18 protein-coding genes and 1 pseudogene are annotated in these 18,407 nt (G+C 73.5%); 12 read left to right on the forward strand and 7 right to left on the reverse strand.

The genetic code is table 11. The features are described from left to right. Window positions 1-119: 119 nt before the first annotated feature. The 3 genes from AY578_RS16510 to AY578_RS16520 all read left to right on the forward strand — a co-directional run bounded on the left by AY578_RS16510 (window position 120) and on the right by AY578_RS16520 (window position 2,961). The gene (locus tag AY578_RS16510; protein ID WP_258902880.1) at window positions 120-1,574 is read left to right on the forward strand and encodes a DUF2252 domain-containing protein; all 1,455 of its coding nucleotides are present in this window, start codon (window positions 120-122) and stop codon (window positions 1,572-1,574) included. Window positions 1,575-1,719: 145 nt separating this feature from the next. Next, the gene (locus AY578_RS16515; RefSeq protein WP_020700200.1) at window positions 1,720-2,559 is read left to right on the forward strand and encodes a hypothetical protein; all 840 of its coding nucleotides are present in this window, start codon (window positions 1,720-1,722) and stop codon (window positions 2,557-2,559) included. Between the two features lie 72 nt (window positions 2,560-2,631). Further along, complete coding sequence (locus AY578_RS16520) at window positions 2,632-2,961, forward strand: rhodanese-like domain-containing protein (protein ID WP_136238717.1); 330 nt, start codon at window positions 2,632-2,634, stop codon at window positions 2,959-2,961. Window positions 2,962-3,050: 89 nt separating this feature from the next. On the opposite strand, the gene AY578_RS16525 is transcribed toward AY578_RS16520, so the two are convergent. Genes AY578_RS16525 through paaA form a run of 5 tightly spaced genes read right to left on the reverse strand, consistent with a single transcriptional unit; the run spans window position 3,051 to window position 6,682 of the window. Then, window positions 3,051-4,112: a 2Fe-2S iron-sulfur cluster-binding protein gene (locus tag AY578_RS16525; protein ID WP_136238701.1), complete on the reverse strand. Its 1,062-nt coding sequence runs from the start codon at window positions 4,110-4,112 to the stop codon at window positions 3,051-3,053. Next, a complete protein-coding gene (gene paaD, locus AY578_RS16530) occupies window positions 4,112-4,654 on the reverse strand; it encodes a 1,2-phenylacetyl-CoA epoxidase subunit PaaD (RefSeq protein WP_019526617.1) in 543 nt (180 codons plus the stop codon). Before paaD ends, AY578_RS16525 begins: the two co-directional genes overlap by 1 nt. Further along, window positions 4,648-5,385: a 1,2-phenylacetyl-CoA epoxidase subunit PaaC gene (paaC, locus tag AY578_RS16535; protein ID WP_136238702.1), complete on the reverse strand. Its 738-nt coding sequence runs from the start codon at window positions 5,383-5,385 to the stop codon at window positions 4,648-4,650. Before paaC ends, paaD begins: the two co-directional genes overlap by 7 nt. Next, the gene (gene paaB, locus AY578_RS16540; protein ID WP_019526615.1) at window positions 5,382-5,669 is read right to left on the reverse strand and encodes a 1,2-phenylacetyl-CoA epoxidase subunit PaaB; all 288 of its coding nucleotides are present in this window, start codon (window positions 5,667-5,669) and stop codon (window positions 5,382-5,384) included. The genes paaC and paaB overlap by 4 nt, the downstream gene beginning before the upstream one ends. Continuing rightward, entirely contained in the window at window positions 5,666-6,682 is a 1,017-nt protein-coding gene (paaA, locus tag AY578_RS16545) for a 1,2-phenylacetyl-CoA epoxidase subunit PaaA (RefSeq protein ID WP_215048897.1), read from the reverse strand. Before paaA ends, paaB begins: the two co-directional genes overlap by 4 nt. Window positions 6,683-6,993: 311 nt before the next feature. Between paaA and AY578_RS16550 the strand changes: the two genes are divergently transcribed. The 3 genes from AY578_RS16550 to AY578_RS16560 are packed head-to-tail and all read left to right on the forward strand — an operon-like array spanning window position 6,994 to window position 9,927. Next, window positions 6,994-7,863, forward strand: coding sequence for a DUF5819 family protein (locus AY578_RS16550; protein ID WP_137208704.1), 870 nt, complete (start codon window positions 6,994-6,996; stop codon window positions 7,861-7,863). Further along, a complete protein-coding gene (locus AY578_RS16555; protein WP_161108883.1) occupies window positions 7,860-9,134 on the forward strand; it encodes an HTTM domain-containing protein in 1,275 nt (424 codons plus the stop codon). The genes AY578_RS16550 and AY578_RS16555 overlap by 4 nt, the downstream gene beginning before the upstream one ends. Window positions 9,135-9,144: 10 nt before the next feature. Then, a complete protein-coding gene (locus AY578_RS16560; RefSeq protein ID WP_258902883.1) occupies window positions 9,145-9,927 on the forward strand; it encodes a TrmH family RNA methyltransferase in 783 nt (260 codons plus the stop codon). Between the two features lie 6 nt (window positions 9,928-9,933). Here AY578_RS16560 and paaN read toward each other — a convergent pair whose 3' ends face one another. Beyond that, the gene (gene paaN, locus AY578_RS16565; RefSeq protein ID WP_161108885.1) at window positions 9,934-11,625 is read right to left on the reverse strand and encodes a phenylacetic acid degradation protein PaaN; all 1,692 of its coding nucleotides are present in this window, start codon (window positions 11,623-11,625) and stop codon (window positions 9,934-9,936) included. Between the two features lie 161 nt (window positions 11,626-11,786). On the opposite strand from paaN, the gene AY578_RS16570 reads away from it, so the two are divergent. Together AY578_RS16570 and AY578_RS16575 are read left to right on the forward strand one after the other, a co-directional pair. Continuing rightward, on the forward strand, window positions 11,787-13,301 hold the full coding sequence (locus tag AY578_RS16570; protein ID WP_215048900.1) for a 3-hydroxyacyl-CoA dehydrogenase: 1,515 nt from the start codon (window positions 11,787-11,789) through the stop codon (window positions 13,299-13,301). Further along, window positions 13,298-13,900 carry a TetR/AcrR family transcriptional regulator gene (locus AY578_RS16575; protein WP_019525932.1) on the forward strand — a complete coding sequence of 201 codons (603 nt, stop codon included), beginning with the start codon at window positions 13,298-13,300 and terminating at the stop codon, window positions 13,898-13,900. Before AY578_RS16570 ends, AY578_RS16575 begins: the two co-directional genes overlap by 4 nt. Before the next feature lie 176 nt (window positions 13,901-14,076). Here the strand turns inward: AY578_RS16575 and AY578_RS16580 are convergent, their stop codons facing one another. Beyond that, window positions 14,077-14,562, reverse strand: coding sequence for an Lrp/AsnC family transcriptional regulator (locus AY578_RS16580; protein WP_033273207.1), 486 nt, complete (start codon window positions 14,560-14,562; stop codon window positions 14,077-14,079). A 189-nt stretch (window positions 14,563-14,751) separates the two neighbouring features. Here AY578_RS16580 and pdhA point away from each other — a divergent pair, with 189 nt between their 5' ends. The 4 genes and pseudogenes from pdhA (at window position 14,752) to AY578_RS16595 (ending at window position 18,311) form a co-directional block, all read left to right on the forward strand. After that, complete coding sequence (gene pdhA, locus AY578_RS16585; protein ID WP_258902886.1) at window positions 14,752-15,894, forward strand: pyruvate dehydrogenase (acetyl-transferring) E1 component subunit alpha; 1,143 nt, start codon at window positions 14,752-14,754, stop codon at window positions 15,892-15,894. Then, the gene (locus tag AY578_RS16590) at window positions 15,891-16,895 is read left to right on the forward strand and encodes an alpha-ketoacid dehydrogenase subunit beta (protein WP_019525929.1); all 1,005 of its coding nucleotides are present in this window, start codon (window positions 15,891-15,893) and stop codon (window positions 16,893-16,895) included. Before pdhA ends, AY578_RS16590 begins: the two co-directional genes overlap by 4 nt. Further along, a pseudogene (locus AY578_RS34095) lies at window positions 16,895-17,065 on the forward strand (biotin/lipoyl-containing protein); the annotation flags it as partial. The gene AY578_RS16590 and the pseudogene AY578_RS34095, both read left to right, overlap by 1 nt. Before the next feature lie 97 nt (window positions 17,066-17,162). Next, on the forward strand, window positions 17,163-18,311 hold the full coding sequence (locus tag AY578_RS16595) for a dihydrolipoamide acetyltransferase family protein (protein WP_420341312.1): 1,149 nt from the start codon (window positions 17,163-17,165) through the stop codon (window positions 18,309-18,311). Window positions 18,312-18,407 lie beyond the last annotated feature (96 nt).

Below are 18,407 nucleotides of genomic sequence, written 5' to 3' on the forward strand. Positions count from 1 at the left end.
TCCACAGGCTGTGCGTTGTCCACAGGGCTGCCGCCCGCACGTCCGCCGGCTGTACGGTCTGCTCGATCGATGTCGACGGGTGTGCACCGCACACATGTACATGGGGGGAGGCGGACGTGATGAGCGACGCCCGAGACGGAGGGGCCGAAGGGGACGCCGTGGCGTCCGGAGCGACGGGCGCCGGGACCGGACCGCGGCTGCCGCAGGTGCCGGGATTCGGCCGCTGGCCCGCCGTCGGCACGCCCAAGCAGGAGGGCAAGGCGCTGCGTGCGCGGGTCCCCCGGAGCGCCCACGCCGCCCTGGACCTGGACGCGGCCCGCCCCGACGCCGTGACCGCCGTCGAGGAGTCCGGGCGCGGCCGGCTGCCCGAACTGACGCCCATCCGCGTCGGCCGCATGGCGGCCACCCCGTTCGCCTTCCTGCGCGGTTCCGCCGGCCTCATGGGCCACGACCTGGCCCGTACGCCCGTCACCGGGATCGGCGCCCAGATCTGCGGCGACGCCCACGCGGCCAACTTCGGCCTCTACGGGGACGCCCGCGGCGGCCTGGTCATCGACCTCAACGACTTCGACGAGACCGTGCACGGCCCCTGGGAGTGGGACCTCAAGCGGCTCGCCGCCTCCCTCGTGCTCGCCGGGCGGGAGGCCGGAGCGGACGAGGACGTCTGCCGCGCGGCCGCCCAGGACGCGGTGGGCGCCTACCGCCGCACGATGCGCCTGCTGGCCAAGCTGCCCGCGCTGGACGCGTGGAACGCCATCGCGGACGAGGAGCTCGTCTCCCACACCGACGCGCACGACCTCGTCGGCACCCTGGAGCGGGTCGCCGAGAAGGCCCGCGCCAACACCAGCGGCCGCTTCGCCGCCAAGTCCACCGAGCGCACCGAGGACGGCGGACGCCGCTTCGTCGACGCCCCGCCCGTGCTGCGCCGCGTCCCCGACGCCGAGGCGTTCGCCGTCGCCTCCTCCCTCGAGCAGTACCTCGCCACGCTCCCGGCCGACCGCCACCCCCTCCTCGCCCGCTACGCCGTGCACGACGTGGCGTTCCGCGTCGTCGGCACCGGCAGCGTCGGCACCCGTTCCTACGTCGTGCTGCTCCTCGACCACCGGGGCGAGCCGCTCGTTCTCCAGGTCAAGGAGGCCCGCCCCTCGGCGCTGGTGCCCCACCTCCCCGCCGCCGGCTTCGACGCCCCCGCGCCGGAGCACGAGGGCCGCCGTGTGGTCGAGGGGCAGAAGCGGATGCAGGTGATAAGCGACAGCCTGCTCGGCTGGACCACCGTCGACGGGCGGCCGTACCAGGTGCGCCAGTTCCGCAACCGCAAGGGCAGCGTGGACCCGGCCGCGCTGGCCGCCGACCAGATAGACGACTACGGCCGCATGACCGGCGCCCTGCTGGCCCGCGCCCACAGCCACAGCGCCGACCCCCGCCTGATCGCCGGGTACTGCGGCAAGAACGACGAGCTGGACGAGGCGGTCGCCGCGTTCGCCGTCGCCTACGCCGACCGCACCGAGGCCGATCACGCGGATCTGGTGGCTGCGGTGCGCGCGGGGCGGATTGCCGCGGAGATGGGGGTCTGAGACGGTCCGGGGCCGGCCCTTGGCCGGTCCTGGGTCGCTCCCGGGTCGGTCCTGAGCCGGTCCGCCATGGGACGTCCCTGCCGGGCGCCGGCGCAGGTCCCGGCGACGGGGCGTGCCGTCGCCGCGGGTGGCCTACGCTGTCCGGGTGACGACCTCGGAAGGTGACCAGGGTGAAGGCGCCGGCGCGCAGCGTACGCCCGCCGGCGATGGCGCGACGCGGCCCGAGGAGCGGCTGGAACAGGCCGTGCGGGCGGCGGAGAAGGCGCTGATCGAGTTCGAGATCGCCGTGGAGACGTTCCGCGTCGAGGTCGAGAACTTCGCCCGGCTGCACGAACAGAAGCTGGGCCCCGTGTACGCCCGCCTCGAGGAGCTGGACGCCCGGATTCTCGAGATCAAGGCGTCCCGCAGCGACGACCCCGAGGACCGGCGCAAGGCCGAGGAGGCGCGTGCCCGGCTCATGCCGATCCCCGGCGTCGAGGAGCTGATGAACGGCTGGATGGACGGGGACGGCCTGTTCCCCGAGGCCACCGCCATGCTCACGGACCAGCCGGTGCGTCCCCCGCAGCGGGTGCGGCCCAGCGAGGAGGCCCGCAAGCTCTACCGCGAGCTGGCCCGCATGGCGCACCCCGACCTGGCGCAGGAGGAGAAGGAGCGCGCCCGCCGTGAGGAGTTCATCACCCGCGTCAACGCCGCCTACGCCCGCGGCAACGCGGACGAGCTGCGTGAGCTCGCCGAGGAGTGGGCCGCCGGACCGGAGCTGAAGCGGGTCCCCAGCCCCGCGGAGGAGCTGTACGCCCGCCTGGAGTGGCTCTCCGAGCGCAAGGAACTGCTCACCCTGCTCGCCAGGAACCTGGAGGAGAGCGCCATCGGCTCCATGCTGCGGCTGGCGCCCGACGACCCCGACGGGCTGCTCGAGGACATCGCCGCGCAGCTGCGGGCCCAGGTGGCCGAGCGCGAGGCGGAGCTGGCGGCGCTGCAGGACTGAGGCGGCCCGTGGACGACGGCCGGCGGGCGTGCCCGGTCCGGTAGCGTCGGGGGCATGAGTTTTGGAGCTGGTGTGCCCACGGTCCAGGTCGGCGACCTCAAGGACGGCGACTTCCTGCTGGACGTCCGTGAGGACGACGAATGGAAGGCCGGCCACGCCGAAGGCGCGCTGCACATCCCGATCAGCGAGTTCGTCGCCCGCTACGGCGAGCTGACCGAGGCCGCCCCGCAGGACGGCCGGATCCATGTGATCTGCCGCTCCGGCGGACGCTCGGCCCAGGTCACCATGTACCTGGCCCAGCAGGGCATCGACGCCGTGAACGTGGACGGCGGCATGCAGGTGTGGGAGGCCGTGGGGCGTCCCGTCGTCACGGACGACGGACAGCCGGGGCACGTGATCTGACGGACGGTCGCCCGGCATGCTCGGGACGCCCTGGAGGCGTCCTGCGCGCCGGTCCCGCCCCGCGGGACGGGACCAGCGGTGTCGGAGCGTCAGCGGTCGAAGTCCAGCTCGACCTTCTCCGTGACCGGGTGCGACTGGCAGGCCAGGACGTATCCCGCCTCCGTCTCCTCCGACTCCAGGGCGAAATTGCGGTCCATGCGCACCTCGCCGGAGACCAGGAACGCACGGCAGGTGCCGCACACGCCGCCCTTGCAGGCGTAGGGCGCGTCGGGGCGGTTGCGCAGCACCGTGTCCAGCAGGGACTCGCCCGCCTGGACGGGCCAGGTGCCGCCGCGTCCGTCGAGCCGCGCCGTCACCGTGCTGTGCGCGGGGGCGGCCGAGGCGCCGGCGGAGGCGGACGGTCCGGAGTCCACGTGGAAGATCTCCTGATGGATTCGGGAGCGGGAGACGCCCAGCCCGCGCAGCGCCCGCTCGGCGCCCTCCACCAGTCCGTACGGTCCGCACAGGAACCAGCCGTCGACCTGGTCCACCGGCAGCAGTGCCGGGAGCAGCGAGGCCAGCCGCTCCTGGTCCAGCCGCCCGGACGGCAGCCCGGCCTGCTGCTCCTCCCGGGAGAGGGCCGTCACCAGCTGGAACCGGTCGGGGAAGCGGTCCTTCAGGCCGGCGACCTCCTCCAGGAACATCGTGGAGGCGGTCGTCCGGTCGCTGCGTATCAGGCAGAACCGTGCCTCCGGCTCACGGGCCAGGAGCGTCGAGGCGATCGACAGCACCGGGGTGATGCCGCTTCCGCCGACCACGGCCGCGTAGAGCCCGGGGGCCGGGGGGAGCGTGAAGCGGCCCGCGGGGGTCATGACCTCCAGCTCGTCGCCGAGGCCGATCTCCTTCAGCGCGTACGTGGAGAAGGCGCCGCCCTCCACCAGGCGCACGCCCACCCGCAGGGTGCTGGGCGCCTCGCCGTCGGGGGCGGGGGAGCAGATCGAGTAGGTGCGGCGGATCTCCTCGCCGTCGGCGACGCGGCGCAGCGTGAGGTGCTGCCCGGGGAGGTGGCGGTACTCCTCGCGGAGCTCCGGGGGGACGGCGAGGGTGAGTGCGACGGAGTCGTCGGTGAGCCGGTCGACCGCGGCCACCCGGAGCCGGTGGAAGCGGGTCATCACAACTCCTTGAAGTGGTCGAACGGTTCACGGCAGGCCAGACAGCGGCGCAGCGCCTTGCACGCGGTGGAGGAGAAACGGCTGAGCAGCTCGGTCTCGGGGGAGCCGCAGTGCGGGCAGAGGATGGGCTCCCGCGTCCCGTCGGCGCTGTCGCCGTCGCGGGTGCGCGTGGGGCCCAGCTCGACCCGCACGGGACCGGACGCGGCGACCGTGCGCGGCGGGGCTATGCCGAACTCCCGCAGTTTGCGGCGGCCTTCGTCGGTGATGTCGTCGGTCGACCAGGCGGGGGCGAGGACCGTGCGCACCGTGACCTCGCGGACGCCGTGCTCGCGCAGCACGCGCTCTATGTCGAGGCTCATCACCTCGACGGCCGGGCAGCCGGTGTAGGTCGGGGTGAGGTCGACCTCGACGCTGTCCGTGCCGTGCGCCCGCACCGCGCGGACCACGCCCAGCTCGCGCAGGGTCAGCACGGGCAGCTCCGGGTCGGGCACCGAGCCGGCGAGCTCCAGCAGCTGCTCCTCCAGGGGCGTGGTGGTCACCATGTCGCCCCCGGGTGGCTGCGGTGCAGATGCTGCATCTCGGCGAGCATCCGGCCGAACGGCTCGGTGTGCAGGCCCTGGCGGCCCGCGCCGGCCCTCCAGGCTCCCGTGCGGGGGCCGTCGGGCACGGTGAGCGTGGCGCGGCCCAGCACGTCCTCGATCACGCCCAGCCAGTCGCGCTCCAGAGCGGGCCAGTCGACGCCGTCGATCCCCTCGACGGGCTGGAACATCTCGCCGGTGAAGCGCCACAGCGCGTCCACGGCCCGCTGCATGCGCGCGTGGCTCTCGTCCGTGCCGTCGCCGAGGCGCAGGGTCCACTGCTCGGCGTGGTCGCGGTGGTAGGCGGCCTCCTTGACGGCCTTGCCGGCCAGCGGGGCGAAGGGGCCGTCGCCGGAGGCCAGGCGGTCGTGCAGAAGGTGCTGGTAGACCGAGAAGTACAGCTGGCGGGCGATGGTGTGGGCGAAGTCGCCGCCTGGCTGCTCCACCAGCTGGAGGTTGCGGAAGGCGCGCTCCTCGCGGAGGAAGGCCAGCTCGTCCTCGTCGCCGGCCATCGACAGCAGCACCCGGGCCTGGCCGAGCAGGTCGAGCGCGATGTTGGCGAGGGCGACCTCCTCCTCCAGCACGGGGGCGTGCCCGGCCCACTCGCCGAGGCGGTGGGAGAGCACCAGGGCGTCGTCGCCGAGGGCGAGCGCGGCGGCCGTGGGGACCGTGTCCGGGGCGGGTGTCGTGGTCACAGGTGCTGCACCCCCTCGGGGATCTCGTAGAAGGTCGGGTGCCGGTAGGGCTTGTCGGCGGACGGCTCGAAGAAGGGGTCCTTCTCGTCGGGCGAGGAGGCCGTGACGGCGGAGGACGGCACGACCCAGATGGAGACGCCCTCGCCGCGGCGGGTGTACAGATCGCGCGCGTTGCGCAGGGCGAACTCCGCGTCCGGGGCGTGCAGGCTGCCTGCGTGGGTGTGGGACAGGCCCCGGCGCGAGCGCACGAAGACCTCCCACAGCGGCCAGTCGGTGTGGGTCATGCGCGCGTCGCTCCCGTCGTGTCGTCGCTGTGCTTGGCGGCGTGGGCCGCTGCCGCCTCCCGGACCCAGGCGCCGTCCTGGTGGGCCTGCCTGCGCCGGGACAGGCGCTGTTCGTTGCACGGGCCGTTGCCCTTGAGCACGTCCCAGAACTCCGACCAGTCGATGGCGCCGAAGTCGTAGTGCCCGCGCTCCTCGTTCCACTGCAGGTCCGGGTCGGGGAGGGTGAGGCCGAGGGACTCCGCCTGCGGGACGCAGATGTCGACGAAGCGCTGGCGCAGCTCGTCGTTGGAGTGCCGCTTGATCTTCCAGGCCATCGACTGCGCGGAGTGCTGCGACTCGTCGTCGGGCGGGCCGAACATCATCAGCGACGGCCACCACCAGCGGTCCACCGCGTCCTGCGCCATCGCGTGCTGCTCCGGGGTGCCCTTGCTGAGGGCCAGCAGCAGCTCGTACCCCTGGCGCTGGTGGAAGGACTCCTCCTTGCAGATACGGACCATCGCGCGGGCGTACGGGCCGTAGGAGCAGCGGCACAGGGGCACCTGGTTGGTGATCGCGGCGCCGTCCACCAGCCAGCCGATGGCGCCGACGTCGGCCCAGGTCAGCGTCGGGTAGTTGAAGATGGAGGAGTACTTCTGGCGGCCTGCGTGCAGCTTGTCGAGCAGCTCGTCGCGGCTCACGCCGAGGGTCTCGGCCGCGCTGTACAGATACAGCCCGTGTCCGGCCTCGTCCTGGACCTTCGCCATGAGGATGGCCTTGCGGCGCAGGGAGGGGGCGCGGGTGATCCAGTTGGCCTCCGGCTGCATGCCGATGATCTCGGAGTGCGCGTGCTGGGCGATCTGCCGCACCAGCGTGGCGCGGTAGGCGTCCGGCATCCAGTCGCGCGGCTCGATCCGCTCGTCGGCGGCCACGGCCGCGTCGAAGGCGCGCTGGAAGGCGTCGGTGTCACCGGGGCCCGCCGGCGCCTCGTACGCCGTCGGACTGCCGGCCGTATCGCGAGCGGCTGCTGTCGCCATGGGGTCCCCCTCGACCTGGATGCTTCCCTGAGCACGCTCCCGACCGATCGTTCGGTTCGTGCGGTTCCATGGTGAGACGGGGGCCGCAAGGTGTCAACCGCTGTGGATAACCTGCCGGTGCCGGCCGCCGGCGCCCGTGGGGCGCCGGATGTGGTGACCGCCACGGGACGGTGCGCCGGCGGGGCTGTGCCCGGGCGGCCGGGGCTGAGTACCGTTCCGTGCGACGCGGCGGAGCGGTCGTGGCCCCGCGCGGCGAGGCCTCAGGGCGGGCGGACGCGGCAAGGGACCGGGGACTCGGGGATCGGGGCGGAATGGACGCGCAGGACAAGGGCTCGGACGCCCGGCACGGGCCCGGGCAGCCGGGCGTGCCGGGACCGCGCACCCCGCTGCCCGGACCCGCGGCGCCGACGGACGCTCCTTCCGCAGGCGAGGGGCAGGAAGCCGAGGGGACCGGTGCCGCGGAGCAGCCGTCGCCGGAAGTCATGGGGACCGGCGCCGCGGAGCGGCCGTCGCCGGACCCCTCCGACGGACCGCGCACCGGCGTCGCCGCCCTCTCCCTGCGCTACCAGATCGGCGCCGCGCTCGCCCTCGCGGCCGTCGCCGTCACGGTCTGCGTCCACCTCGGCATGACGTTCCTGCACGTGGCGCCGCCGAACACGGTGAGCAAGAAGCACAGCGAGACGATCGCCGACTGGGTCTACCCGGAGTTCGAGCAGAACTGGAAGCTGTTCGCCCCGAACCCGCTCCAGCAGAACGTGTCCGTGCAGGTCAGGGCCGAGATTCGCACGCCGGACGGCGCCAGCCGCACCACCGGCTGGTACGACCTGTCGGCGCAGGACGGGCGGACCATCGACGGCAACCTCGCCCCCAGCCACACCCAGCAGAACGAGCTGCGCCGCGCCTGGGACTTCTACGTCTCCACGCACGACGACGACAACCGCCCGGTGGGCCTGCGGGGGGCGCTGTCCGAGTCGTACCTGCGGCGGATCATGGCGATGCGCCTGGACCGGGCGGACGCGGCGGGGGCGGACGGCGAGGTCGCGCGCGTCCAGGTGCGCTCGCGCACCACCCAGGTGCCGCCGCCGTCGTGGAGCGGGGAGAAGGTGTCGGACAAGGCCGTGTACCGGGTGCTGCCCTGGTGGCTGCTGCCGGAGGGCGAGACCCGGGGAGGTATCGGATGAACCGCCTGACGCTGGCGGTCTCCCGGGCGATCGCCCGGGTCACCGACTCCGCGCTCGGCCCCTACCAGACCGCCGTGCTGCGCATCGGCCTCGGCCTCACCTGGCTGCTGTTCCTGCTGCGGGAGTACCCCCACCGTCAGGAGCTCTACGGCCCTGACAGCCCCTGGTCCTGGGATCTCGCCGCCCAGCTGGTCGGGTCGAACGACGCCTTCACCGTGCTGCTCTGGTCGGACAGCCAGGTCTGGTTCGAGGCGGTCTACACCCTGGCCGTGCTGTTCAGCCTTCTCCTGCTGCTCGGGTGGCGCACCCGCACCATGGCCGCGCTGTTCATGGCCGGTGTCCTCACCCTGCAGAACCGCAGCGTGTTCATGGGCGACGGCGGCGACAACGTCCTGCACATCATGGCGGTCTACCTCGTCTTCACCCGCTGCGGCCAGGTCTGGTCCCTGGACGCGCGCCGGGCGCGCAGAGGTGAGGAGGCACGCGCGCGTGGGGAGCGGACTCCCGACCGCGTGGGCCCCGCGCTGTGGGCGGTCCTCGGCTTCGTGCTGCTTCTGGGATCGCTGGCGGGCCGGACGGACGGCGACTGGTTCATACCCGCGCTGCTGTGGGCGGTGTGGCTCGGGCAGGCGGTGTGGTGGCTGGCCGGGCGTCTGGCCAGGACGGACCAGCCGCGCATCCTGCTGGACGTGGTCGCGAACGTCGTGCACAACGGCGCGCTCCTGGTGATCATGGCGGAGGCGTGCCTGATCTACGCCACGGCGGGCTGGTACAAGGTCCAGGGCTCCCGCTGGCAGGACGGCACCGCGGTCCACTACCCGCTCAACCTGGAGTACTTCTCCCCCTGGCCGTCGCTGGCGGAGCTGTTCACCGCGAGCGGCACCCTGGTGATGCTGGTGACCTATGTGACCGTGGTCGTGCAGGTCGCCTTCCCGTTCACGCTGTTCAACCGGCGGGTCAAGAACGTCCTGCTGACCTTCATGATCCTGGAGCACACGGTGATCGCCGTGGTGCTCGGACTGCCCTTCTTCTCCCTGGCGATGATCGCGGCCGACGCGGTCTTCCTGCCCACGTCCTTCCTGCTCCGGACCGGCCGCCTGGCCGCACGCGCGCGGGAACGGCTGCGGCAGGGCGGGCGCGGGGAGGTTGCCGCCGTCCCGCCGCAGCGACGCCCGGAAGGGGCGCCCGGTGGTCCGTCGGGTGGTCCGCCCGCCGCGGGTACGGCGGGGGCCGCCCCGGTGACCGACAAGGTGCCCGGTCCCCGCACGTAGGCTGCTCGGCATGACCGACCCCGCCCACGAGCCGTCCCCGACCTCGGAGAACCCGGTGGCCGTATGGCGCCGGGCCGCACCGGACGCCGTGCTGCTCGACGGCTTCCACGCGCTCAAGCACGCCGTGCGCTTCGGCGCCGAGGTGCTGGTCGCGGTCACCGCCGACCGGGCCGCCGCCCGGGCGCTCGCCGACGAGCTGGCCGCGGATGTGCGGGACACGCTGGCGGCGCTGCTCACGGAGGTGCCGCACGCGACGTACGCCTCGCTGGTGCCGCGGCCGCACCCCACGGCCGTCGCGGCGCTCGCCGTACGGCCGGACCGTGCGGGCAACCTGGCGACGCTGGCGCACGCGCCGCGCACCGCGCCCGTGGTGGTCCTGGACCAGCCGCGCAACCTGGGCAACGCGGGCGCCGTGGTCCGGCTGGCCGCCGGCTTCGGGGCGACCGGCGTCGTCACCACGGGGACGCTGGACCCCTGGCACCCCACCGTGGTGCGCGGCGGGGCGGGGCTGCACTTCGCCACCGCCGTGGAACGCCTGACCGTGGACGAGCTGCCGCCCGGGCCGCTCTTCGCGCTGGACCCGGAGGGCGAGGACATCCGCTCCCTGAAGCTGCCGGACGAGGCGCTGCTCGCCTTCGGCTCCGAGCGCACCGGACTCTCGGCGGAGCTGCGGGCGCGGGCCGACCATCTGGTGGCGCTGCCGATGCGCCCCCAGGTCTCCAGCTACAACCTCGCGACCAGTGTGGCCATGACGCTGTACCACTGGAGCGCCACCGGGGGCGCATCCGCCTGAGGCGGCTCAGGCCTCCCGGCGTACCTCGACCACCCGGAAGCGGTGGGCGACGAAGGCGCCGTCGCACAGGGCGGCGTTGGCGGCCGGGTTGCCGCCGGAGCCGTGGAAGTCGGAGAAGGCGGCCGTCTGGTTGACGTAGACCCCGCCGGTGAGGTTCAGCGAGAGCTGCGCGGCCTCCTCCAGGCAGACCTCCGTCACGGCCTCCTCGACCTCCGGGGAGGTCGTGTACGCGCCGACGGTCATCGCGCCCTTCTCACGGATCGTGCGCCGCAGCAGCTCCGTCGCGTCGGCGGCCGAGTCCACGGCGACCAGGAAGGAGACCGGGCCGAAGCACTCGCTCATGTAGGCGGCCTCGGCGTCCGGCTTGGAGCCGTCCAGCTTCACGATCACCGGTGTGCGCACCACGGCGCCCGGGAAGTCCGGGTTGGTGATCTCACGGGAGGCGAGCGCGACCTCGCCGAGACCGGCGGCGGCCTCCAGGCGGGCCTTCACGTCCGGGTTGACGATCGCGCCCAGCAGGGCGTTCGCCCGGGCGTCGTCGCCGAGCAGGCCGTCGACCGCCTTGGCCAGGTCGGCGGCGACCTCGTCGAAGGACTTCGGGCCCTGGTCGGTGGTGATGCCGTCGCGGGGGACCAGCAGGTTCTGCGGGGTGGTGCACATCTGGCCGCTGTACAGGGACAGGGAGAACGCCAGGTTGGACAGCATCCCCTTGTAGTCGTCGGTGGACTCGACGATCACCGTGTTGACGCCGGCCTTCTCCGTGTACACCTGCGCCTGGCGCGCGTTGCTCTCCAGCCAGTCGCCGAACTCCGTCGAGCCCGTGTAGTCGATGATCCGGATCTCCGGGCGCGTGGCGAGCGTCTTGGCGATGCCCTCGCCGGGCCGCTCGGCGGCCAGCGCCACCAGGTTCGGGTCGAAGCCCGCCTCGGCGAGCACCTGGCGGGCGACCTGGACGGTGAGCGCGAGCGGCAGCACCGCGCGCGGGTGCGGCTTGACCAGGACCGCGTTGCCCGTGGCCAGGGAGGCGAACAGGCCCGGGTAGCCGTTCCACGTCGGGAAGGTGTTGCAGCCGATGACCAGGCCGATGCCGCGCGGCACCGGGACGAAGCTCTTGGTGAGGGCGAGCGGGTCGCGCTTGCCCTGCGGCTTGGTCCACTCCGCGGTGTCGGGCGTGCGCACCTGCTCCACGTACGCGTAGGCGACGGCTTCCATGCCGCGGTCCTGCGCGTGCGGGCCGCCGGCCTGGAAGGCCATCATGAACGCCTGGCCGGAGGTGTGCATGACCGCCTGGGCGAACTCCATGGTCCGGTCGCTGATCCGCTTGAGGATCTCCAGACAGACCACCGCGCGGGTCTCCGCGCCCGCGTCACGCCAGGCGCGCATCCCGGCCTTCATCGCGGGCAGCAGCACGTCCAGGTCCGCGTGCGGGTAGCTCACGCCCAGCTCGACGCCGTACGGGGAGGTCTCGCCGTCCACCCAGCCGTCGGTCCCGGGCTGGTCCAGCTCGACGCGGCTGCCGAGCAGGGCGTCGAAGGCGGCCTTGCCCGCGGCCATGTCCAGGCTGCCGTTCTCCCCGTACGCCTTCGGGTGCTCGGGGTGCGGGGACCAGTACGCGCGCGTGCGGATCGCTTCCAGGGCCTGGTCCAGGGTGGGACGGTGGCGGGCGATCAGCTCGTGCGCGGTGAGTTCGGCGGCCATGCGGGACCAACTCCTCGTCTGGAGAACTCTTCGTCGAGCTCTAGGACCTGTGCGGAAACGTAGTCAGGAACGGGCGGTCAGAGTTAGAGTAACCGAACGATCGGTCGGGACAAGGGGGTCCGCCGCATCTGTGGAAAACACCGTGCGGGAGGATCGCGCACATGACAGCACTCGACCTCAGCAGTCCCGTGGCCGTGGTCGGCACCGGCACCATGGGGCAGGGAATCGCCCAGGTCGCGCTGGTCGCGGGCCATCCCGTGCGGCTCTACGACGCCGCCCCGGGCCTGGCCCGCAAGGCCGCCGACACGATCGGCTCCCGGCTCGACCGGCTGGTGGAGAAGGAGCGTCTCACCGCGGACGAAAGGGACGCGGCGCGCGCCCGGCTGACTCCGGTCGACGACCTCTCCGGGCTCGCCGGCTGCTCCCTCGTCGTCGAGGCGGTCGTGGAGCGCCTCGACGTCAAGCAGGAGCTGTTCCGGGCGCTGGAGGACGTCGTCGCCGACGACTGTCTCCTCGCCACCAACACCTCGTCCCTGTCGGTCACCGCGATCGGCGGCGCGCTGCGCGTCCCCGGCCGCTTCGTCGGCCTGCACTTCTTCAACCCGGCGCCGCTGCTGCCGCTGGTCGAGGTGGTCTCCGGCTTCGCCACCGACGCCGGCGCCGCCACGCGCGCGTACGAGACCGCCCGCGCCTGGGGCAAGACGCCGGTCGCCTGCGCCGACACCCCCGGCTTCGTCGTCAACCGCGTCGCGCGCCCCTTCTACGCCGAGGCCTTCGCGGTGTACGAGACGCAGGGCGCCGACCCGGCGACCATCGACGCGGTGCTGCGCGAGTCCGGCGGCTTCCGGATGGGCGCCTTCGAGCTGACCGACCTCATCGGGCAGGACGTCAACGAGGCGGTGACGCACTCGGTGTGGCAGGCGTTCTTCCAGGACGTGCGGTTCCGGCCGTCCCTGGCGCAGCGCCGGCTGGTCGAGTCCGGCCGCCTCGGCCGCAAGACGGGCCGCGGCTGGTACGACCACCGGGAGGGCGCCGAGCGCCCCGAGCCGCACACCGCCGAGCCCGCCGACCGGCCCGCGTACGTCGTCGCCGAGGGTGGTCTGGGACCTGCGGCGGAGCTGCTGGACCTGATCCGCGAGGCCGGTATCGAAGTGCGGGAGGCCGAGGAGGACAAGGGCACCCGCCTGGTCCTGCCGAGCGGCGGGCAGCTCGTCCTCGCCGACGGACGGCTCTCCGCGGAGTCCGGCGACGTCGTCCACTTCGACCTGGCGCTGGACTACCGCAGGGCCACACGCATCGCCCTCTCCCACGCCGCGCACACCTCCGCGGAGACCGTCGCGCAGGCCACCGGGCTGTTCCAGGCGCTCGGCAAGAAGGTGAGCGTCATCGGGGACGTCCCCGGGATGATCGTGGCGCGGACGGTGGCCCGGATCGTCGACCTCGCCGTCGAAGCGGTCGCCCAGGGCGTCGCCACCGAGGAGGACGTCGACACCGCGATGCGCCTCGGTGTGAACTACCCCCTCGGACCGTTCGAGTGGAGCCGCCGCCTCGGCCGAGGCTGGGCCGGGGCCCTGCTGGACCAGATGCACGAGGTGGACCCGTGCGGCAGGTACGCGCCGTCCCTCGCGCTCCACCGGTACGCGTGCGCCACCGACCAGCGGGAGGACACCCCATGACCACCGCCAAGCGGGACACCTACACCCCGGAGACGCTGCTGAACGTGGCGGTCCAGGTGTTCAACGAACGCGGCTACGACGGCACGTCGATGGAGCACCTCTCCAAGGCCGCCGGAATCTCCAAGTCGTCGATCTACCACCACGTGGCCGGCAAGGAGGAGCTGCTGCGCCGCGCGGTGAGCCGGGCGCTCGACGGTCTCTTCGGGATCCTCGACGAGGAGGACGCGCGCGTGGGGCGTCCCTCCGAGCGCCTGGAGTACGTCGTACGGCGCATGGTCGAGGTGCTGATAGCGGAGCTGCCGTACGTGACGCTGCTGCTGCGGGTGCGGGGCAACACGGACACCGAGCGGTGGGCGCTGGAGCGGCGGCGGGAGTTCGACCACCGGGTGGCCGAGCTGCTGAAGGCCGCGGCGGCCGACGGGGACGTGCGCGAGGACATAGAGGTGCGGCTGGTGACCCGGCTGGTCTTCGGCATGATCAACTCCATCGTGGAGTGGTACCGGCCGGACGGGCGCGGCATGAACGAGCGCGAGGTGGCCGACGCGGTCGCGCAGCTCGCCTTCGGGGGACTGCGCAAGGCGGACGACGGGCGCGGGTGACCGCGGCGTCGCGACGGCGCGCGGCGCGACCTTTCAGGGCTTGGAGCTCGTCGCCCCCGGCCAGGACAGGTCCGCGGCTGGACGCCGCCGCGAAGCGCTGGGCAGCCGTACCCGTCGGCCGGGAACCGGTGCGGCGCCGGCGAGTGGACAGCTAAGCGCCCCCTACAGCTCCTGGGTCACCACTGCGGTTCCAGGTCCTCCTCCTCGAACACCAGCAGCGTGCGGGTGCTGAGCACCTCGGGAATGGCCTGAAGGCGCGTCAGGACCAGCTCGCGCAGCGTCCGGTTGTCCGGCGTGTGCACCAGCAGCAGGACGTCGAAGTCCCCGCCCACCAGGGCGATGTGAGAGGCGCCGGGGAGCTGCCTGAGCTGCTCGCGCACCGTGCGCCAGGTGTTCTGCACGATCTTCAGCGTGATGTACGCCGATGTGCCGTGACCGGCGCGTTCGTGGTCGACGCGGGCGCCGAAGCCCCGGATGACGCCGTCCTCGACGAGCCGGTTGATCCGCGCGTAGGCGTTCGCGCGGGACACGTGCACCCGCTCGGCGACCGACCGTATCGAGGCGCGGCCGTCCGCCTGCAGCATGCGCAGGATGTCCTGGTCGATCGCGTCGAGCGGCCGCGCCGGCGGCAGCGGCCCCGTCCCCTCCTGCCCCTCGGCCATTTGTTCAGATGCCACCCGCCCCCACCTCTCAGCCGTGGACGTCCTGCATCCATCCCACGATGTGGAGAACCGTTTGTCCACAGCCTGACGCCACCCGTAGCCAAAATGTGCCGGCGACCGAACAATCGGTTGGTGAGGCGCGTCACAGACGCCGCGCCTCCGTCAGTCGTCCCACGAGGAGGTGCCGTCATGACGGTCATGGAGCAGCGGGGGGCCTACCGGCCGACCCCGCCGCCCGCCTGGCAGCCCCGTACCGACCCCGCCCCCCTGCTGCCCGACACGGAGCCGTACCGCGTGCTCGGCACGGAGGCCGCGGCGAAGGCCGATCCGGAACTGCTGCGCAGGCTGTACGCGGAGCTGGTGAAGGGCCGCCGCTACAACGCGCAGGCCACCGCCCTCACCAAGCAGGGCCGTCTCGCGGTGTACCCCTCCAGTACGGGCCAGGAGGCGTGCGAGGTCGCCGCCGCCCTGGTGCTCGAGGAGCGCGACTGGCTGTTCCCGAGCTACCGCGACACCCTCGCGGTCGTCGCGCGCGGCGTGGACCCGGTCGAGGCGCTCACCCTGCTGCGCGGCGACTGGCACACGGGCTACGCCCCCCACGAGCACCGGGTGGCCCCGCTGAGCACCCCGCTCGCCACCCAGCTGCCGCACGCGGTGGGGCTGGCCCACGCGGCCCGCCTCAAGGGCGACGACGTGGTCGCGCTCGCCATGGTCGGCGACGGCGGCACCAGCGAGGGCGACTTCCACGAGGCGCTGAACTTCGCGGCCGTCTGGCAGGCCCCGGTCGTCTTCCTCGTCCAGAACAACGGCTTCGCGATCTCCGTGCCGCTCGCCAAGCAGACCGCGGCCCCGTCGCTGGCCCACAAGGCCGTCGGCTACGGGATGCCCGGCCGCCTGGTCGACGGCAACGACGCGGCCGCCGTGCACGAGGTCCTCGCCGACGCGGTGCGCCGTGCCCGCGCGGGCGGCGGCCCGACCCTGGTCGAGGCGATCACCTACCGCGTGGACGCCCACACCAACGCCGACGACGCGACCCGCTACCGCGGCGACGCGGAGGTCGAGGCGTGGCGGGAGCACGACCCGATCGCCCTGCTGGAGCGGGAGCTGACCGGCCGCGGCCTGCTGGACGAGGCCGGCGCCGAGACCGCCCGGCAGGACGCCGAGACCATGGCCGCCGATCTGCGCGCCCGGATGAACCAGGACGCGGAGCTCGACCCCATGGACCTGTTCACCCACGTCTACGCCGAGCCCACGCCCCAGCTGCTGGAGCAGCGGGAGCAGCTGCGGGCCGAGCTGGCGGCCGAGGCCGAGCCGGAAGGAGCGCGGCCATGACCACCGTCGCCGTGAAGCCCGCCACCATGGCGCAGGCCCTCACGCGCGCGCTGCGCGACGCCATGGCCGACGACCCGTCCGTGCACGTCATGGGTGAGGACGTCGGCACGCTCGGCGGCGTCTTCCGCATCACGGACGGCCTGGCGAAGGAGTTCGGCGAGGACCGCTGCACGGACACGCCGCTGGCCGAGGCGGGCATCCTCGGCACGGCCGTCGGCATGGCCATGTACGGGCTGCGGCCGGTCGTGGAGATGCAGTTCGACGCCTTCGCGTATCCCGCGTTCGAGCAGCTCGTCTCGCACGTGGCGAAGATGCGCAACCGCACCCGCGGCAAGATGCCCCTCCCCCTGACGGTCCGCATCCCCTACGGCGGCGGCATCGGCGGAGTCGAGCACCACAGCGACGCGTCCGAGGCGTACTACATGGCGACTCCGGGGCTCCATGTCGTCACGCCCGCGACCGTCGCCGACGCCTACGGCCTGCTGCGGGCCTCCATCGCCTCCGACGACCCGGTGGTCTTCCTGGAGCCCAAGCGGCTCTACTGGTCCAAGGACGCCTGGAACCCGGAGCAGCCGACGGCGGTGGAGCCGATAGGCCGTGCCGTGGTGCGGCGCACCGGGCGGAGCGCCACCCTCGTCACCTACGGGCCGTCCCTCCCCGTCTGCATGGAGGCGGCCGAGGCCGCACAGGCCGAGGGCTGGGACCTCGAGGTCGTCGACCTGCGCTCGCTGGTGCCGTTCGACGACGAGACGGTGTGCGCCTCGGTGCGGCGGACGGGACGCGCGGTCGTCGTCCACGAGTCGGGCGGCTTCGGCGGCCCGGGCGGTGAGATCGCGGCCCGCATCACGGAGCGCTGCTTCCACCACCTGGAGGCCCCGGTGCTGCGCGTGGCCGGGTTCGACCTGCCGTACCCGCCGCCGATGCTGGAGCGTCACCACCTGCCCGGTGTGGACCGGATCCTGGACGCCGTGGGGCGTCTGCAGTGGGAGGCCGAGAGCTGATGGCACAGGTGCTGGAGTTCAAGCTGCCCGACCTCGGTGAGGGCCTCACCGAGGCGGAGATCGTGCGCTGGCTGGTCGAGGTCGGCGACGTGGTCGCCGTGGACCAGCCGGTCGTCGAGGTCGAGACGGCCAAGGCGATGGTGGAGGTGCCCTGCCCCTACGGCGGCGTGGTCACCGCCCGCTTCGGCGAGGAGGGCACCGAACTGCCGGTCGGCGCCCCGTTGCTGACGGTCGCCGTCGGCGGGACGGCGGACGGCCGCCCCGCCGGTGGCGCGGCACCGCGGCCCCGCGGGCGCCGACCGCGCGGGCGGCCGGGAGCCGGCCGCCGAGGGCTCCGGCAACGTGCTGGTCGGCTACGGCACCTCCGAGGCCCCGGCCCGGCGCCGCCGGGTCCGCCCCGCCGCCCCCGCGGTGAACGGGCGGCCGAGGACGCCGGAGCCGGTGCGGGAGACGCGGCCGGCGGGCACCCCGCAGACCGCACCGAGCGCCCGGGCCAGCCGCCCCGCGCCGGAGGACGGTCCGGTCCCCGTGATCTCCCCGCTGGTGCGCAGGCTGGCCCGGCAGAACGGCCTGGACCTGCGGAAGCTGACCGGCTCCGGCCCCGACGGGCTGATTCTGCGCGCCGACGTGGAGCACGCGCTGCGCGCCGCCGGCACCCAGGACCGCACGGACACGAGGACGGCCGCCGCCACCCCGGCCGCCGCGACCCGGACCACAAGCACCGCCTCGGTCACCCGGGTCCCCCTCAAGGGCATCCGGGGCGCCGTCGCCGACAAGCTCTCCCGCAGCCGCACCGAGATACCGGACGCGACCTGCTGGGTGGACGCCGACGCCACGGAGCTGATGCGGACCAGGGCCGCGATGAACGCGGCGGGCGGGCCCAAGATCTCCGTGCTGGCGCTGCTGGCCCGGATCTGCACGGCCGCGCTCGCCCGCTTCCCGGAGCTCAACTCCTCGGTGGACACCGAGGCCAGGGAGATCGTCCGGTACGCGGACGTGCACCTCGGGTTCGCGGCGCAGACGGAGCGGGGGCTGGTCGTCCCCGTGGTCCGCGACGCGCACTCGCGGGACGCGGAGTCGCTGACGGCGGAGTTCGCGCGGCTGACCGAGGCCGCGCGGGGAGGCACGCTGACGCCCGCACAGCTCACGGGCGGCACGTTCACCCTGAACAACTACGGGGTGTTCGGCGTCGACGGGTCCACGCCGATCATCAACCACCCCGAGGCCGCCATGCTGGGCGTCGGCCGCATCGTCCCCAAGCCGTGGGTGCACGAGGGCGAGCTGGCGGTCCGGCAGGTCGTGCAGCTCTCGCTCACCTTCGACCACCGGGTGTGCGACGGAGGCACGGCCGGCGGGTTCCTGCGGTACGTGGCCGACTGCGTGGAGCAACCGGCGGTGCTGCTGCGGACGTTGTGACCGTCACGGCCCGGCCCCGCCCGTCCCCCGGCGGACCGGGTCGCCTCTTCCCGCGTGCCCCTGCGTTCCCTGTGATCGCGGGGGCACGCATACTCG

The organism is Streptomyces thermocarboxydus, from assembly GCF_024760485.1.
In the GTDB taxonomy this organism is placed as follows: Bacteria; Actinomycetota; Actinomycetes; order Streptomycetales; family Streptomycetaceae; genus Streptomyces; species Streptomyces cellulosae.

Excerpts from the sequence above, each read along its gene's own strand:
- paaD (WP_019526617.1), bottom strand. The coding sequence starts at position 4,654 with ATGGTGACCACCACGCCCCTGGAGGAGCAGCTGCTGGAGCTCGCCGGC.
- paaN (WP_161108885.1), bottom strand. The coding sequence starts at position 11,625 with ATGGCCGCCGAACTCACCGCGCACGAGCTGATCGCCCGCCACCGTCCC.
- AY578_RS16510 (WP_258902880.1), top strand. The coding sequence starts at position 120 with ATGAGCGACGCCCGAGACGGAGGGGCCGAAGGGGACGCCGTGGCGTCC.
- AY578_RS16590 (WP_019525929.1), top strand. The coding sequence starts at position 15,891 with ATGACCACCGTCGCCGTGAAGCCCGCCACCATGGCGCAGGCCCTCACG.
- pdhA (WP_258902886.1), top strand. The coding sequence starts at position 14,752 with ATGACGGTCATGGAGCAGCGGGGGGCCTACCGGCCGACCCCGCCGCCC.
- AY578_RS16525 (WP_136238701.1), bottom strand. The coding sequence starts at position 4,112 with ATGACCCGCTTCCACCGGCTCCGGGTGGCCGCGGTCGACCGGCTCACC.
- AY578_RS16550 (WP_137208704.1), top strand. The coding sequence starts at position 6,994 with ATGGACGCGCAGGACAAGGGCTCGGACGCCCGGCACGGGCCCGGGCAG.
- paaA (WP_215048897.1), bottom strand. The coding sequence starts at position 6,682 with ATGGCGACAGCAGCCGCTCGCGATACGGCCGGCAGTCCGACGGCGTAC.
- AY578_RS16575 (WP_019525932.1), top strand. The coding sequence starts at position 13,298 with ATGACCACCGCCAAGCGGGACACCTACACCCCGGAGACGCTGCTGAAC.
- AY578_RS16580 (WP_033273207.1), bottom strand. The coding sequence starts at position 14,562 with ATGGCCGAGGGGCAGGAGGGGACGGGGCCGCTGCCGCCGGCGCGGCCG.
- AY578_RS16570 (WP_215048900.1), top strand. The coding sequence starts at position 11,787 with ATGACAGCACTCGACCTCAGCAGTCCCGTGGCCGTGGTCGGCACCGGC.
- paaB (WP_019526615.1), bottom strand. The coding sequence starts at position 5,669 with ATGACCCACACCGACTGGCCGCTGTGGGAGGTCTTCGTGCGCTCGCGC.
- AY578_RS16560 (WP_258902883.1), top strand. The coding sequence starts at position 9,145 with ATGACCGACCCCGCCCACGAGCCGTCCCCGACCTCGGAGAACCCGGTG.
- AY578_RS16555 (WP_161108883.1), top strand. The coding sequence starts at position 7,860 with ATGAACCGCCTGACGCTGGCGGTCTCCCGGGCGATCGCCCGGGTCACC.